11 protein-coding genes are annotated in these 16,131 nt (G+C 71.5%); 2 read left to right on the top strand and 9 right to left on the bottom strand.

Annotated elements, in window-relative coordinates; genetic code table 11:
* Window positions 1-82 precede the first annotated feature (82 nt).
* From ACFWBB_RS00860 to ACFWBB_RS00870, 3 genes are all read right to left on the bottom strand, one after another.
* A complete protein-coding gene (locus ACFWBB_RS00860) occupies window positions 83-1,420 on the bottom strand; it encodes an ABC transporter substrate-binding protein (protein WP_385265030.1) in 1,338 nt (445 codons plus the stop codon).
* 92 nt (window positions 1,421-1,512) lie between these two features.
* A complete protein-coding gene (locus ACFWBB_RS00865) occupies window positions 1,513-2,436 on the bottom strand; it encodes a carbohydrate ABC transporter permease (RefSeq protein ID WP_385265033.1) in 924 nt (307 codons plus the stop codon).
* Between the two features lie 5 nt (window positions 2,437-2,441).
* The gene (locus tag ACFWBB_RS00870; RefSeq protein WP_385265036.1) at window positions 2,442-3,368 is read right to left on the bottom strand and encodes a carbohydrate ABC transporter permease; all 927 of its coding nucleotides are present in this window, start codon (window positions 3,366-3,368) and stop codon (window positions 2,442-2,444) included.
* Window positions 3,369-3,605: 237 nt separating this feature from the next.
* Between ACFWBB_RS00870 and ACFWBB_RS00875 the strand changes: the two genes are divergently transcribed.
* Window positions 3,606-4,652 (top strand): LacI family DNA-binding transcriptional regulator, encoded by a 1,047-nt coding sequence (locus tag ACFWBB_RS00875; protein ID WP_385265041.1) that lies wholly within the window; start codon window positions 3,606-3,608, stop codon window positions 4,650-4,652.
* A 426-nt stretch (window positions 4,653-5,078) separates the two neighbouring features.
* On the opposite strand, the gene ACFWBB_RS00880 is transcribed toward ACFWBB_RS00875, so the two are convergent.
* The 5 genes from ACFWBB_RS00880 to ACFWBB_RS00900 all read right to left on the bottom strand — a co-directional run bounded on the left by ACFWBB_RS00880 (window position 5,079) and on the right by ACFWBB_RS00900 (window position 13,275).
* A complete protein-coding gene (locus tag ACFWBB_RS00880) occupies window positions 5,079-5,732 on the bottom strand; it encodes a lysophospholipid acyltransferase family protein (RefSeq protein ID WP_385265044.1) in 654 nt (217 codons plus the stop codon).
* Between the two features lie 223 nt (window positions 5,733-5,955).
* Window positions 5,956-8,016: a SpoIIE family protein phosphatase gene (locus ACFWBB_RS00885; protein ID WP_385265046.1), complete on the bottom strand. Its 2,061-nt coding sequence runs from the start codon at window positions 8,014-8,016 to the stop codon at window positions 5,956-5,958.
* Window positions 8,017-8,267: 251 nt separating this feature from the next.
* Complete coding sequence (meaB, locus tag ACFWBB_RS00890; RefSeq protein ID WP_385265049.1) at window positions 8,268-9,299, bottom strand: methylmalonyl Co-A mutase-associated GTPase MeaB; 1,032 nt, start codon at window positions 9,297-9,299, stop codon at window positions 8,268-8,270.
* A gap of 5 nt (window positions 9,300-9,304) precedes the next feature.
* Window positions 9,305-11,479 (bottom strand): methylmalonyl-CoA mutase, encoded by a 2,175-nt coding sequence (scpA, locus tag ACFWBB_RS00895; RefSeq protein WP_385265052.1) that lies wholly within the window; start codon window positions 11,477-11,479, stop codon window positions 9,305-9,307.
* Entirely contained in the window at window positions 11,479-13,275 is a 1,797-nt protein-coding gene (locus ACFWBB_RS00900; RefSeq protein ID WP_385265055.1) for a methylmalonyl-CoA mutase family protein, read from the bottom strand. The genes scpA and ACFWBB_RS00900 overlap by 1 nt, the downstream gene beginning before the upstream one ends.
* Before the next feature lie 212 nt (window positions 13,276-13,487).
* Here ACFWBB_RS00900 and ppk2 point away from each other — a divergent pair, with 212 nt between their 5' ends.
* The gene (gene ppk2, locus ACFWBB_RS00905; RefSeq protein ID WP_385265058.1) at window positions 13,488-14,378 is read left to right on the top strand and encodes a polyphosphate kinase 2; all 891 of its coding nucleotides are present in this window, start codon (window positions 13,488-13,490) and stop codon (window positions 14,376-14,378) included.
* A 50-nt stretch (window positions 14,379-14,428) separates the two neighbouring features.
* Here the strand turns inward: ppk2 and ACFWBB_RS00910 are convergent, their stop codons facing one another.
* Window positions 14,429-15,841 (bottom strand): amidohydrolase family protein, encoded by a 1,413-nt coding sequence (locus ACFWBB_RS00910; RefSeq protein WP_385265061.1) that lies wholly within the window; start codon window positions 15,839-15,841, stop codon window positions 14,429-14,431.
* Window positions 15,842-16,131 lie beyond the last annotated feature (290 nt).

Genomic DNA, 16,131 nt, shown 5'->3' on the forward strand with positions numbered 1-16,131 from the left:
GCCCGGACGCCGCGCCGCCCGGCGTTTTACTGCGTAGCGATCACTGGGTACCGACTACTGGGTACCGATTACTGCGTACCGGCTAGTTCTCGATGGTGAAGCCCTGCTCCCCGCCGTACTTGATCGAGGCGTCCTGCCAGGCCTTCAGACCGTCCGCCAGCTTGGTGCCGGAGACGTAGGCCTTGCCGACGGTGTCGTTGAAGATCGAGTTGGCGTACGGCTGGAACGGGAGGTACGACCAGTCGCTCGCGACGTTCGCGGCGGACTCGGCGAAGATCTTGTTCGCTTCCTGGCCGCCGAAGTAGTCGAACTTCTTGCTCTGGAAAGCGGCCGACTCCAGCTCCGCCTTGGTGGCGGGGAAGGCACCCTCGCTGATCCGGGAGGCGACGCCGTCACCGGCGTTGGCGTACTCGGTGAAGGCGTAGGCGAGTTCCTTGTTCTTGGCCAGCGCCGGGACCGCCAGCGAGCTGCCGCCGTTCTCCGCGCTCGCCTTGTCTCCCGCGGTCCAGGCCGGCATCGCCGCCGCGCGCCACTGGCCCTTGGCGTTCGGGACGCCGCTGACGAAGTTGGCGGGCATCCATGCGCCGGTGGCCAGGGTGGCGATGGTGCCGTCGCCCAGACCCTTGTACCAGTCGTCGGTCCAGCCGTTGACCGGGGCGAGCAGCTTCTCGTCGATCAGCTTCTGCCAGACCGTCTCGAACTTCTTGGCGCCCGCGTCGTCGAAGTTGATGGCGACCTTGGTGCCGTCGACCTTGTAGGGGCGCGAACCGGCCTGCCACAGCAGGGAGGTGGTGAAGCCCGGGTCACCGAGGTCGTTGGCGATGTAGGCCTTCGGGTCGGCCTTGTGGAGCTTGCGGGCCGCTTCCAGGTACTCGTCCCAGGTGGTCGGGACGGTGATCTTGTACTTGTCGAAGACCTTCTTGTTGTAGAACAGCGCCATCGGGCCCGAGTCCATCGGCAGGCCGTAGACCTTGTCACCGTCGCTGACCGCGTTCCACGGACCCGGCGTGTACTTCGAGGCGAGCTTGGAGGCGCCGTACGGGGCCAGGTCGCTCAGGCCCTTGGTCAGGGAGTACTGGCCGAGCGCGAAGTACTCGACCTGGGCGACGTCCGGGACGCCCTTGCCGGCCGAGATCGCGTTGGACAGCGCGGTGTAGTGCTTGTCGCCGGAGCGCTCGCCGACCAGGTTGATCTTGACCTTCGGGTACTTCTTCTGGAAGTCGGCGGCCACCGTCTTCAGAGTGGGCTCCCAGGCCCAGACCGTGATGTCGCCGCCCTTGTCCAGGGCGGCCTGGATGTCGCCGGCGGAGACGGCCTTCGTGTCGGAGTCGTCGTCCGAGCCGCCGCAGGCGGTGACGCCCAGGGCGAGGGTGGAGACGAGGGCTATGCCGCGCAGGATGCGGCTCGTTGTTCTGCGCATGGGGCTGCTTCCACTTCTTCGTGGGTGGGACAGGTGAGGGTGGAGGTGGTGCCGGTACTGCTCAAATGTGGGGCTTGGGGGCGCGGCCCACGTCACTCCTTGACACTTCCGGCGGCGAGGCCGGACTGCCAGTACTTCTGGAGGAACAGGAAGGCGGCGATCAGCGGAAGGATGGTGAGCAGGGACCCCGTGATCACCAGGTTGAAGATCACGTCGCCACCGATGGTCTGTGCCTGGGAGCTCCAGGCGCTCAGACCCAGCGTCAGCGGGTACCAGTCCGGGTCCTTCAGCATGATCAGCGGGAGGAAGTAGTTGTTCCAGGTGGCGACCGTGGTGAACAGCAGCACGGTCACGATCCCTGGGGCCAGCAGCGGCAGCGCGACCCGGAAGAAGATGCGCGCCTCGGTCGCCCCGTCCATCCGGGCCGCCTCCAGCAGCTCGGTCGGGATCGCCTCCGCGGCGAACACCCACATCAGATAGAGACCGAACGGCGACACGAGCGACGGGATGATCACCGCCCACGGGGTGTCGGTCAGCCCCATCTTGCTGAACATCAGGAAGGTCGGCACGGCCAGCGCGGTAGCCGGCACGGCGACCGCGCCGATCACCACGGCGAAGATCGCACGCTTGCCGGGGAACTGGAACTTCGCCAGTGCGTACCCGCCCAGCACGGCCAGCAGCGTCGCGCCGCCCGCACCGAGGACCACGTACAGCAGGGTGTTCAGCAACCAGCGGCCGAAGATGCCGTCGTGGTAGGTGAAGGTGGTCCGGATGTTGTCCCACAGGGCGAAGTCGTGGGCGAACCACAGGCCGTTGGAGTCGGCCAGGCCCGACTGGGTCTTCGTGGCGTTGATGACCAGCCAGATCAGCGGCACCACGGTGTAGAGGACCATCAGGGCCATCAGCACCGTCAGCAGCACATTGCGCTTCGGCTTGCCCGGGGTGTGCTTCTTGCGAGGGGTCCGCAGTCTGGGAGCGGTGCTCTTCGCGGGGGAGGCGGTGACAGAGGTGCTCATCGGGGTCACGCTCCCTTGCGCATGCCGCGCAGCTGGACGGCGTAGGCGACGATCATCGTGATGACGCCCATGATGATGGCCACCGTCGCGGAGTAGTTGTGCTGCTGGCCGTTGAAGGACAGCGAGTACGTGTAGAAGTTCGGCGTGAAGTCCGTGGTGATGGAGTTCAGCGCCAGCGGACGCAGGATGCTCGGCTCGTTGAAGAGCTGGAAGCTGCCGATGATCGAGAAGATCGTCGCGATGACGAGCGCGCCCCGGATCGCGGGCAGTTTGATCGAGCTGATGATCCGCCACTGACCGGCACCGTCGATCTCCGCCGCCTCGTACAGCGAGGTCGGGACGACCCGCAGCGCCGAGTAGAAGATCAGCATGTTGTACCCGACGAACTCCCAGGTCACGATGTTGCCGATGGAGGCGAGCACCCAGCCGGGGGAGAGCAGGTCGGGCAGGGTGACACCGAACGCGGAGTTGATGTCGCCCACCAGGCCGTACTTGGTGCCGTACATGAAGCCCCACATCAGGGTGGCGACCACGGCGGGCACGGCGTACGGCAGGAAGATCGTGATCCGGAAGAAGCTCTTGCCGTAGAGCCGGCCGCTGTCCAGTGCCAGCGCCACCAGCAGGGCGATGCCCAGCATGATCGGCACCTGGATCGCCAGGAAGAGTGCCACCCGGCCGACTGCCGACCAGAACGCGTCGTCCTGCAGGGCCCGCGTGTAGTTGTCGAGCCCGACGAACTGGTTGCCGCCGATCAGCTGGTCCCGGAAGAGGCTCAGGTAGATCGAGTACGCGATCGGCGCCAGGAACACCAGCGCGAACACCGCCACGAAGGGACCGATGAAACCCCATCCCGTCCAGGAACGGCGGTCCCGTCGCGCCGGAGGAGGGGCCGGCCGCGGCTCGGCGGCCACCGGCGGTTGCAGCGTCGTCATGTCGTTCCTCGCTCGTCCAGTCCTGGAGCCCGGCAGTGTTGCGCGGAGATTTCCGTACGCCCACCGCCACCATGATGTTTACGTAAACATCAGCCACGCAAGAGGCTTGGCAAGCTGTTATGTTTACGTAAACATCTGATGGCGGCATGTCTACACTGCCCCGATAACGATGGTCAAGGGTCCTCCGGGGAGACCGTGGCACCTGCGCCGACAGAGAGGTGGGCACACCGAGTGGACATGGCTGGAAGAACACCGGCCAACGTGCCGAGACGCGCCCGGACCACCGCCTCCATGGCGGACGTCGCGAGGCTCGCCGGGGTGTCGTCGCAGACCGTCTCCCGCGTCTCCAACGGTTACGCGGGTGTGAACGAGGAGACCCGGCAGCAGGTCCTCGAAGCCATGGCGGAACTCGGCTACCGGCCCAACAGCGCCGCCCGCGCCCTCAAGCGCGGCGAGTTCCGCACGATCGGCGTCATCACGTTCACGCTGTCCACCACCGGCAACGTGCGCACCCTGGAGGCGATCGCGACCTCGGCGGCCGAGGAAGGCTACGCGGTGACACTGCTCCCGGTGGCCGTGCCCACCACCGACGAGGTGCGCGGCGCGTTCTCCCGGCTGGAGGAACTGGCCGTCGACGCGGTGATCGTCATCATGGAGGTCCATCTGCTGGACGCGGCGACCGTGAAACTGCCGCCGCACGTCCAGGTCGTCGTGGTGGACTCCGACGCCGGTGACCACTACACCGTCGTGGACACCGACCAGGCCGGCGGCACCATGACCGCCGTCCAGCACCTCCTCGACCTGGGCCACCGGACCGTGTGGCACCTGGGCGGCCCCGAGGGCTCGTTCGCGGCGCAGCGCCGCGCGGACGCCTGGCGGGCGGCCCTCACCGAGGCGGGCCGTACCGCGCCGCCCCTCGTCCGGGGCGACTGGTCGGCGGAGTCCGGCTACCTGGCCGGCCTCGAGCTGGCCGCCCGCGAGGACTGCACCGCAGTCTTCGCCGCCAACGACCAGATGGCCCTGGGCCTGCTGCGCGCCCTGCACGAGCGCGGGCGCCGGGTGCCCGAGGACGTCAGCGTCATCGGTTTCGACGACATCCCCGAGGCGGGCTCCTTCCTGCCTCCGCTCACGACCCTGCACCAGGACTTCGCCGAGGTCGGCCGGCTCTGCGTCCAGGCCGTACTGCGCAAGATGCGCCCGGACGGCTCGGAACACGGCACGACGCTCGTACCGACCCGGCTGGTGCTCCGCCAGAGCACGGCACCGCCGTCGGCGGTGGGATGACGGCGGCTGCGGGCGCGTGCGCGCCCCTCGGTTGTTCGCTCGCCCCTCGGGTCTTCGCCCACGGCACCGGCCGCCGGTCCACGCTGCGGTGACGGCCGCTGCGCACACGCGTGTGCGCCGTGCGCCCTTGGCCGGCTCAGGTGTCCCCTGTGGAGCCGTCCGGCGTGTGCGCCCGTGGCCACTTCGGCCGTCAGCCCGTGGCTGCCCCGGGCGGGTGCCCACGCCGCGGTATGGGCCGCTGCGCACACGCGTGTGCGCAGCGGGGTCGCCCGGGTGTCCGCCCGGGCTGCTTCCGCTCTTCGCGCACGGCGCGCCGTTGTCCGGGTCCGGTGACGTCGCGGCGCACACACGCGTGCGCGCCGCGGCCGGCTCGGGCAGCCGCGGTGGGGTCGTGCGCCCGCCGTTGCCTCGGGCGGGTGCCCGTCGCTACCTCGGGTGTTCGCCCACCGCGCGGGCCGCTGTTCGCCAGGCCGTGGTGACGGCGAGGCGGGCGGCCGCCGTGCCGCGTTCCGTCTCCGCGGGGAGCCGCAAGGGGGCGCCGAGGTGGACATGGCAGTGCGGACGCCGGACCGGCGCCGTCAACGCGCCCGCCAGCTGCTTGGCGGCCGACCCCGAGGCGATCCGCCGGGCGCCCGCATGACCCACCGGCACCACCAGCGCGCCGGTCGCCTGCGCCAGGCGGGCGAGCCCCGTGCGGAACGCCTCGGGCGCGGCGGTTGCCGCGTCCCTGCGGCGCGGCAGCCGGCCCTCGCCGTACAGCAGTACATGCCGGCCGCCCGCCAGCGCCTCGGCTGCGGCGTCCAGAGCGAGCGCCGCGTGCGCCGTACGGCGGTGGACCGGGATGTGTCCTTCGCGGCTCAGCGCTCTGCCGAGCAGCGGTATGCGCCACAGCCCCGCGGTCGCCATCACCACCGGCTCCAGGTCCAGCCGCCGCAGCGCCGTCATGACGACGGCGGGGTCGGCCATGGAGTCGTGGTTGGCCACGAAGATGGTCCCCGCGGGCAGACGCAGCTTGATCTCACTGGTGACGGTGAGGCGCCCGAAGAACGGTGTCAGGGCGAGGACGGCACGACTGAACACGTGGGAACCTCCGGTGAGGGCGTTCGGAGCCCCAGTTTCGTGCCGCGGGGCGGGACCGCGCCTGAGTACGGATACTCAAGCAGCGCGCCGGATACGGCGGGTCGGATACGGCGGGCCGCTCGCGCCCCGGCCGCGGCCCCACGTGCCGGTGCGCCGTCCGGGGCCTGAGCCGGAGGGCGGCCGGGGTGGGCCGGCCCGTCCGCCGTGTGCACGGCCGATGCCCTCAGCCGGCCGGGTGGGTGCGGGCCAGCAGGAGCGCGACGTCGTCGTCGGGCTCCGGGCGCAGGGCGCTGAGGAGCGCGTCACCGGTCTCCTCCAGGGAGCGGCCGCTCGTACCCTGCAGGAACCGGGTCAGGGTGGCGAGGCCCGTGTCGATCGGTTCCTCACGGTTCTCGACCAGTCCGTCGGTGTAGAGGGTGAGCAACGACCCCGGGGTGAGCTCCAGCTCCGTGGTGCCGAAGTCCACTCCGCCCAGCCCGCCCACCCCGAGCGGTACACCGCCGGGGATGTCGACGAGTCGGGTGGTGCCGTCTTCCCCGGTCAGGACCGGCGGCAGATGGCCGGCGCTGGACAGGGTGCAGATACCGCGACGCAGGTCGCACACGGCGTAGACGCAGGTGGCGATCGCGTCGCCGAGCGAGCCGGCGATGTCGTCGAGGTGCCGCATCAGCTCGGCCGGCGGCAAGTCGAGGCGGGCCAGCGCGCGCGTGGCACTGCTCAACTGCCCCATGATCGCGGCGGCCTGGACGCCCTTGCCCATCACGTCCCCCACGACGAGCCCGGTGCGCTGCGGTCCCAGCGGCAGCACGTCGTACCAGTCACCGCCGACCTCGCTCAGGGCCGGGCGGTAGCGGGCGGCGATGTCCAGCCCCTCCCGCTGAGCGGGCGCGGACGGCAACAGGCTGCGCTGGAGTGTCAGGGCGGTCGCGCGTTCGCGTCCGTAGAGGCGGGCGTTGTCGATGCAGATCGCGGCGCGCGCGGCGAGCTCCGAGGCGAGCACCCGGTCCTGCTCGTCGAAGGGGCGCTCGTTGACCGTGCGGTACAGGCTGAGCGTCCCGAGCACCTTGCCCCGGGCCATCAGCGGCAGTGCCAGGTAGGAGTGGACACCCGCCTCGTGCAGGGTCTGGGCGGCGCTCGCGTCCCGGGCGATGCGCCGCATCATGCGCCCGTCCACGCGCCCGACGAGGACCGGCCGGGCGCTGCGTACGCACCGGGTGATGATCCGCGACGAACTGTAGACGGCCAGTTCGCCGACCGGGTCGGCGGCGTGGATGGCGTCGGTGGGGTAGCCGGCCGCGACGGCCAGCGCCCGGAACTCGGCCGGGGCATGGCCCGTGACGGGCGTGATGGTGCCGTGGGCCACGACGGACTCGAGGATGTCGACGGCCGCCAGATCGGCCACGTGCGGGACGGTCACGTCGGTCAGTTCCCGCGCGGTCTGGCGCAGGTCCAGCGTGGTGCCGATCCGTACCCCGGCCTCCGCGATCACCGACAGGCGCTGACGGGCCTGGGCGACCTCGGCCGCGGCCTGCTGGCGCTCGGTGACGTCCAGGACGGCCATCGCGAGGCCGAGCACCCGGCCGTTCGTGTCCTCGATGCGGTGGTACGACTCGGAGTACGCGCGCTCCTCGACGTCCGCCGCCGTACGCCCGATGGTCTGCTGGTCGAGCAGCGGCCGGCCGGTCGCCAGGACGTGCCGCATACGGGCCTCGATGGCCGGTACGTCCAGGTCGGGGAGCACCTCACCCACCCGGCGGCCCACCACGGCCGCCTCGGGCACGCCGTTCATGCGCTCGAGCGCCGGGTTGACGCCCACCCAGCGAAGCTCGTTGTCGAAGACGGCGATGCCGACCGGGGTCTGGTTGACGAGACCGTGGGAGAGGGCCAGGTCCCGTTCCACGCTCCGCACCGTCGTCGCGTCCGTCGCGAGCCCCAGCAGGTGGGGCTGTCCCTCGTCGTCGAGCAGCCGCATCGTGCGGAACTCCACGGCGCGCTCCGTACCGTCCCGGTGACGCAGCGGGAACACACCGGCCCACCGGTCCCCCGAAGCGACCTGGGCGAACAGCTCCCGGCCCCGCGCCCGGTTCCCGGGCGCGACCAGAAGGGTGTCCGCGCGCTGCCGGAGGGCCTCCGCCGCGGAGTAGCCGAGCAGCTGTTCGATCTCGGGGCTCCACAGCGCGATGTGCCCGCGCGCGTCCAGGACCACGGCGGCGACCTTCAGGAGGTCGAGCAACCCGCCCGGCGCCGCCGTGACCTCGTCGTTGTCCGTCGCATACCCATGCATGCCAGCCGCTCCTCCCGGCGCGGCAGGGGCACCGCCAAGATCCGTTCCTGAGATTCGATTACGTCACAATACGGTCGGAAGAGCAACGCTGTCGCGAAGATCCTTTGATCCCGGACGCGACGGCGCCAGTCCCGCTGAGCAGGAGCGTCGCCGCCCGCCCGGCCGGTCGCCGACTGCCCAGGACCGGCCGCTCAGCGCTCGATGCTCAGCGGTCGCCGCTCAGCGCTCGTCGCTCGATGCCCGGCGATCGATCACTCCGACCCCGCCGGGCGGGCACGCTGTTCCGGTGCCGGCTCTCGGCCTCCCTCCGTGCCGAACACCTTCAGGATGCGCTCCGCAGCCAGTGTGGCCGTCAACTCGCCGTCCCGCACCTGTTGTTCGAGTACGGGCGCGAGGGCCCGTACCGACGGGGCGGAGTGCAGCCGGCCGAGGAGTTCGTCGCGGACCATCGCCCAGGTCCAGTCGACCTGCTGCTCGCGGCGCTTGGCGGCGAGCCCGCCGGTGGAGTCGAGCAGGGTGCGGTGCTGTTCGAGGCGGTCCCAGACGGTGTCCAGGCCGGCCGACTCGCGGGCACTGCAGCTGAGGACCGGCGGGGTCCAGACGGCGTCCCTGCCGTGCATGAGCCGCAGGGCGCCCGCCAGTTCCCGCGCCGCGCCGCGGGCGTCGCGCTCGTGCGGACCGTCCGCCTTGTTGACGGCGATCACGTCGGCCAGTTCCAGGACGCCCTTCTTGATGCCCTGGAGCTGGTCACCGGTGCGGGCCAGGGTGAGCAGCAGGAAGGAGTCGACCATGTTGGCGACCGCGGTCTCCGACTGGCCGACGCCGACCGTCTCCACCAGGACCACGTCGTAGCCCGCGGCCTCCATCACCACGATCGACTCGCGCGTCGCCTTGGCCACCCCGCCCAGCGTGCCCGAGGTCGGGGACGGGCGGACGAAGGCCGCCGGGTCCACGGCCAGGCGTTCCATCCGCGTCTTGTCGCCCAGGATCGAGCCGCCGGTCCGGGTGGAGGACGGGTCGACGGCGAGCACCGCGACCCGGTGTCCCAGCGCGGTGAGCATGGTGCCGAACGCGTCGATGAACGTCGACTTGCCCACCCCCGGCACTCCGCTGACACCGATCCGCCGGGCCTTCCCGCTGTGCGGGAGCAGCTCGGTCAGCAGCCCCTGCGCCAGCGCGCGGTGATCGGGCCGGGTGGACTCGACCAGCGTGACCGCCCGGGCCACCAGGGCCCGCCTGCCGTCGAGTACACCCTTGACATACGTGTCGAGGTCGATGGCCATGGGGCTTACAGATCGTGTCCGAGGTCGGCCGACAGCCGTTCGACCAGGTCGTACGCCGCGTCCGGGATCACCGTCCCGGGCGGGAAGACGGCAGCCGCGCCCATCTCCAGCAGGAGGGGCACGTCCTGCGGGGGGATCACCCCGCCGACCACGATCATGATGTCCTCGCGTCCCTCCTCGGTGAGCTGCTCCCGCAGCGCCGGCACCAGGGTGAGGTGTCCGGCGGCCAGCGACGAGACGCCGACGATGTGCACGTCCGCCTCCACGGCCTGACGGGCCACCTCGGCCGGCGTCTGGAACAGCGGACCGACGTCCACGTCGAAGCCGAGGTCGGCGAAGGCGGTGGCGATCACCTTCTGGCCGCGGTCGTGCCCGTCCTGGCCCATCTTGGCGACCAGGATGCGCGGGCGGCGGCCCTCGGCCTCCTCGAAGGCGTCCACCAGGGTGCGGGTGCGTGCCACGGACGGGGACTCGCCGGCTTCGTTGCGGTACACGCCGGAGATGGTACGGATCTGGCCCGCGTGGCGCCCGTACACCTTCTCCAAAGCGTCGGAGATCTCCCCGACGGTGGCCTTCGCACGAGCGGCGCGCACGGCCAGCTCCAGCAGGTTGCCCTCGCCGCCGGCCGCCCGCGTCAGGTCGTCGAGCGCGTCCTGACAGGCCCGCTCGTCGCGTTCCGCGCGCAGCCGCCGCAGCTTGGCGATCTGCTGGGCCCGTACCGAGGAGTTGTCGACCGATCGCACGTCGATCTGTTCGTCGGTCTCGACGCGGTACTTGTTGACGCCGATCACCGGCTGGCGCCCGGAGTCGATACGGGCCTGGGTGCGGGCCGCCGCCTCCTCGATGCGCAGCTTGGGGATGCCGGCGTCGATCGCCTTGGCCATGCCGCCCGCCGCCTCGACCTCCTGGATGTGCTGCCAGGCCCGGCGGGCGAGGTCGTACGTCAGCTTCTCGACGTAGGCGCTGCCGCCCCACGGGTCGATCACCCGGTTCGTGCCGGATTCCTGCTGGATCAGCAGCTGGGTGTTGCGGGCGATCCGCGCCGAGAAGTCGGTGGGCAGCGCGAGCGCCTCGTCCAGGGCGTTGGTGTGCAGCGACTGGGTGTGGCCCTGCGTGGCCGCCATCGCCTCGACGCAGGTACGGGTCACGTTGTTGAACACGTCCTGCGCGGTCAGCGACCAGCCCGAGGTCTGCGAATGGGTGCGCAGGGACAGCGACTTGGCGTTCTGCGGGTCGAACTGCCGCACCAGCTTCGCCCAGAGCAGGCGCGCCGCCCGCAACTTGGCGATCTCCATGAAGAAGTTCATGCCGATCGCCCAGAAGAACGACAGCCGGGGCGCGAAAGCGTCCACGTCCAGCCCCGCCTCCCGCCCCGCCCTGATGTACTCCACGCCGTCCGCGAGCGTGTAGGCGAGTTCCAGGTCGGCCGTCGCGCCCGCCTCCTGGATGTGGTAGCCGGAGATCGAGATGGAGTTGTAGCGGGGCATCCGCTGTGAGGTGTAGGCGAAGATGTCGGAGATGATCCGCATCGACGGCTTCGGCGGATAGATGTACGTGTTGCGGACCATGAACTCCTTGAGGATGTCGTTCTGGATGGTCCCGGCCAGCTTCTCCGCGGGCACGCCCTGCTCCTCGGCCGCCACGATGTAGAGCGCCAGCACCGGCAGTACGGCGCCGTTCATCGTCATGGACACCGTCATCCGGTCCAGCGGGATGCCGTCGAAGAGCTGCCGCATGTCGAGGATCGAGTCGATGGCCACGCCCGCCATGCCGACGTCGCCCGTCACGCGCGGGTGGTCGCTGTCGTAGCCGCGGTGGGTGGGCAGGTCGAAGGCGACCGACAGACCCTTCTGGCCGGCCGCCAGGTTGCGCCGGTAGAAGGCGTTTGACTCCTCGGCGGTGGAGAAGCCCGCGTACTGGCGGATCGTCCACGGCTGGTTGACGTACATCGTCGGGTACGGGCCGCGCAGATACGGGGCGATGCCCGGGTAGGTGCCCAGGAAGTCCAGGCCCTCCAGGTCACGGCCCGTGTACAGCGGCTTGACCGCGATGCCCTCCGGGGTCTCCCACAGCGGCTCGTCACCGCCGGTGGCCTGCTTGACGGCCGTACGCCACTCGTCGGCGCCGGCGTCGGCGGCCGGGGTCCCCAGTTCGATCCCGGCGAAGTCGGGGATTCCCATCAGGACACTCCCATGCGGTCGAGGGCGGCGCAGAGCACGGCGACGGCGTCGCAGCCCGCGAAGACGTACGCGTCGACTCCCGGGTACTGTCCCGGGCGGCCCGCGAGGAACACGTGCGAGGCACCCGCGTCCTTGAGCTCCTGGGCCAGGGTCGCCGCCTGTTCCTCGTACAGCGCGTCGCTGGAGCAGAGGACGGCCTCGGTGGCACCGCTCTCCGCGAAGGAGCCCTCCGTGACGGGCTCGATGCCGCCGGCCTGGAACAGGTTCGCGGCGAAGCCGAGGCGGGCGGTGTGCGCGGCGGCGGGACCCAGGGCGGCCAGATAGACGCGGGGGCGGGATCCGGTTGCCGCGAGATGGGCGTCGGACCGGGCGCGCAGCCTCTCGTACGCCTCGTCACGCCGTACCCGGGGCAGCCCGCCGGACCGGGGTGCGGGCGCGGGTGCGCGCTCCACCGGACCCTCGGCGAGGTTCGGGAACTCGCTGACACCGGTGACGGGTTCGCGCCGCTTGGCGAGCTTCGCGCTGCGGGCCTCCCAGGTGTCCGCCAGGTCCCGGCCGATCCGGCCCGAGCGCAGACCGGCCGCCTGGCCGCCCGTCCGCTCGATCCCCTGGAAGAACTCCCAGCCCGCACGGGCGAGTTCGTCGGTGAGCCGCTCCACGTACCAGGAGCCGCCCGCCGGGTCGATGACCCGGGACAGATGCGACTCCTCGATGAGGATGGTGGACGTGTTGCGGGCGATGCGCCGCGCGAAGGCGTCCGGGAGTCCGAGCGAGTGGTCGAAGGGCAGCACGGTCACCGCGTCGGCGCCGCCCACCCCGGCCGCCAGCGTCGCGACGGTCGTGCGCAGCATGTTCACCCAGGGGTCGCGACGGGCCATCATCACCGGCGAGGTCACCGCGTGCTGCACCTGCCCGGCAGGCGCCCCGCACACCTCCGTGACGCGCGCCCACAGTCGGCGCGCCGCGCGCAGCTTGGCGACGGTCAGGAACTGGTCGGCGGTGGCCGCGTACCGGAACTCCAGTTGCGCACAGGCGACTTCCACCGGCAGGCCCGCCTCGGTGAGCTCCCGCAGATAGGCCACCGAGGTCGCCATCGAACAGCCCAGCTCCTGCGCGGCCGAACCGCCGGCCTCGTGATACGGCAGCGCGTCCACGGTCAGTGCCCGCAGCCCCGGATACCCTTCGGCGCACCTACGCGCGAGGCCGGCCACGGGCGCGAAGTCGTACGAGCGGCCGGTACGGGCCTCGTGGCCCAGCGGGTCCGCGCCGAGGTTGCCGCGCGCCGCCTCGGGGGCGATGCCCCGCTCCTCGTACAGCTTCAGCAACTCCCGTGCGGCGGGCTCCACCTCGTGTCCGGCGTCCAGGACGACGGGCGCCAGATCGAGATGGACGCCGTCGAGGACCCGGCCGAGTGAGCCGACCGGCACGCCGCCCTCACCGAGGACCAGCCACAGCGACGTGACACCGTTCTCCAGGTCCGCGAGGACCGCGCCGTCGGTCATGTGCTGCTGCCGGACGTCCCAGCCGCCGACCGTGTTCCCCTCCGCGCGGCCGCCGCGCACGAAGGGCGCGAAACCGGGCAGGCCGGGGTCGGGAGCGGGGTCGTCCGCGGTGTACAGGGGCCGGACACGAAGCCCGTCCTCGAGCGCGGTGGACAGAGCCTCCTCGGCTGCCGTGCCCGAGACCTCCCGGCCCGACTTGCGCAGCACACCCGCCACGAGGCGTTGCCACTGCTCAAGGTCGGCGTCGGGGAACTCGGCGGCCAGCGAAAGCCCGTCGTCGGGCAGGACCTTCATGCTCCGGATGCTAGGCCAGATGACCCGGGCAGCAGCAGAGGGCACGGCTGTGACCTTGGCCGCTGCCCTCCTGTGACCTCGGCCTCCTACGGCGGGACCGGCCTCTTACGGCAGCACCGGCCCCGCGCGACGACTCGGTCCTGGCCGTAGCGGACACCTGGGCTTCGCGCGCCGTTCGCCCCCTGTACGAACGTGCTTGCTTCCATCACGAGATGGAACAACTGCTGTCAGGGATGCGCGTCGACTACACGGACCACGACGATCCGGTGCTGATCCGGCCGGACGGCACCTCGGTGGACACCTGGCGGGAGAACTACCCGTACGACCAGCGTATGGAGCGCGGGGAGTACGACCTGTACAAGCGGCTCCAGCAGATAGAGCTGCTGAAGCTGCAGAGCTGGATCAAGGAGACCGGGCGCCGGCTCGTCATCGTCTTCGAGGGCCGGGACGCCGCCGGCAAGGGCGGCACCATCAAGCGGTTCACCGAGCACCTCAACCCCCGTGGTGCCCGTGTGGTCGCCCTGGAGAAGCCGACCGAACGCGAACGCGGACAGTGGTACTTCCAGCGCTACGTCGAACATCTGCCGACCGCGGGAGAGATCGTCCTGCTGGACCGCTCCTGGTACAACCGGGCCGGTGTGGAGCGGGTGATGGGCTTCTGCACCGACGACGAGTACCGCCGATTCATGCGCCAGACACCCCTGTTCGAGCGGATGCTCGTGGACGACGGGGTCGAACTGGTCAAGTTCTGGTTCTCCGTCTCGCAGGGCGAGCAGCGCACCCGTTTCACGATTCGTCAGGTCGACCCCGTGCGGCAGTGGAAACTCAGCCCCATGGACCTGGCCTCCCTCGACCTCTGGGACGACTACACCGCCGCCAAGGTGGCCATGTTCCGCGAGACGGACACCGAACACGCCCCGTGGACGGTGGTGAAGAGCAACGACAAGAAGCGCGCTCGCGTGGAGGCCATGCGCAGCGTCCTGGCCCGCTTCGACTACGCGGACAAGGACGAGGAGGTCGTCGGCCGGCCCGACCCGCGGATCATCGGCGCGGCGGCCACCCTGCTCGAGGCGGGCGAGGACGACACCGTGCACGAGTGGTGACACGGCTGGTTGCCGCGGAGCGGGTCCGCGGCCGCCGCGGGACACCGTGATCAGCGCGACCACACCACGGCACCGGCGACCAGGGTCGCGGCCACGAGGTCCGCGGACGGCCGCTCCAGTGCCGCCGCCCGTGCCACGCGCAGCAGGACGAGGTCGGCCGGCGCTCCCCGGGCGACCCTGCGCGGCGGCCCGCCGGGAGCGTCGAGCGGGCCGAGACAGGCGTCCAGCGCCTGCTGTGCGGTGAGACGTTCCGCCCGGCCGACGACCTGCCGGGACCGGGTGCGCCGGTGAACCGCCGCGTCGATCACCAGCCATGGATCGACCGGCCCGTACGGCGCGTCGCTGGAGAGCGCGACCGGGACACCCCCGTCGACCAGGGACCGTACCCGGTAGAGGTCCGGGTGGTCCCCGGCGGGGACGTCGCGCAGATAGTCGTCACCGCGGTCCGCGATGAACCCCGGCTGGGTCACGACGGCCGGACCGAGGCCCCGCAGACGTGGAATCAGCGCGGCGGGCACCAGCGAGGCGTGCTCGATCCGGTCACCGGCCCGTGCACCGGCCTCGTCCAGGGCGGCGATCAGGAGGACGAGCGCCTCGCGGGTCACACAGTGCACGGCCACCGCCCGGCCCGCACCGTGGGCCGCCCGGACGCGTTCCACCAGGGCGTCGAGGCAAGGCAGGCCCGAGTCCGCGAGGACGATCTTGTAGGGGCCGGCGGTCGGTGCACGCGGTCCGCCGGGCGCGGCCCAGTCCAGGGGAGCTCCCAGCAACCGGACCCGCTGGGGGAGCGCCCCGGTGCGCATGGCCTCGCCGATCGCGTCGATCGCCGTGGCGCTCAGATCCGGGGTCGCGTCCGTGAGGTGGGTGATGCCCAGGCTGGCGAGCCGGGCGCCGACCGCCCGCAGGCCGGGCGGCCGGGACCCGCAGGAGCGGGAGCGGAGCCAGTCGTCGGCGCGCCAGAGTCTGCCGGTGGGACGCCCCCGGCCGTCGCGTTCGACCCCCGGATGATCCGCGCGGGCGAGGTCCAGGGCCCGGGCCCCCACGGTGTTGACCATCCACAGTGCGCCGCTGCGGTGCTGGACGCGCACCGGGCGGGCGCCGTGCAGGCGGTCCAGCGCGCCGCAGTCCAGCGGACCGGCGACGTCCTCGCCGTACCCGACGCCCCGGACCCAGCCCTGTTCGTCGGCGGCCGCGCGCGCGAGGGCGTCGGCCAGCTCCTCCGCGGTGGTCACCGCCGGCGGGCCGCAGTGAACGGAGCGGTCGGCCGCGGCCATGGCGTGCAGGTGCACATGGTGGTCGCAGAGGCCGGGCAGCAGGGCTCCGCCCCGGGCGTCGAGCACGTCCTCGCCGCGGCGGGCCCTCAGCCGGCCGCCGATCTCGACGACGTTTCCTTCCCTGACGCGTATGTCCGTCACCGTCCGGCCGTCCAGTTCGGCGTCGCGGAACAGCACTCCCGGCGTCATGGTGACGGGAGCCGCGGCTCGTACAGCACCTCTGCGCCGGGCTTCCCCAAGCCTGCAGGATGACCCGCGACCGCACGACGCCCGGACGCGGCGACCGGCGTCTCGAAGGCGGCGACCGCCCGGCCGACACCGTCCCGGTGGAACGCCGGGGTGGTCCCGACGGGCGACCCCGGGACCGTACGGCCCGGGACGCGTGAGTCCGGGGCGGCGCGTGAGTCCGGGGCGCCGAAGACCCGGTCCGCCGCACCGGGCTCCGCCCGCTCACTCGACACGGCGCCCAGGTTACGCCG

Origin of the sequence: Streptomyces sp. NPDC060000 (assembly GCF_042737375.1) — a bacterium.
Taxonomy (GTDB): Bacteria; Actinomycetota; Actinomycetes; order Streptomycetales; family Streptomycetaceae; genus Streptomyces.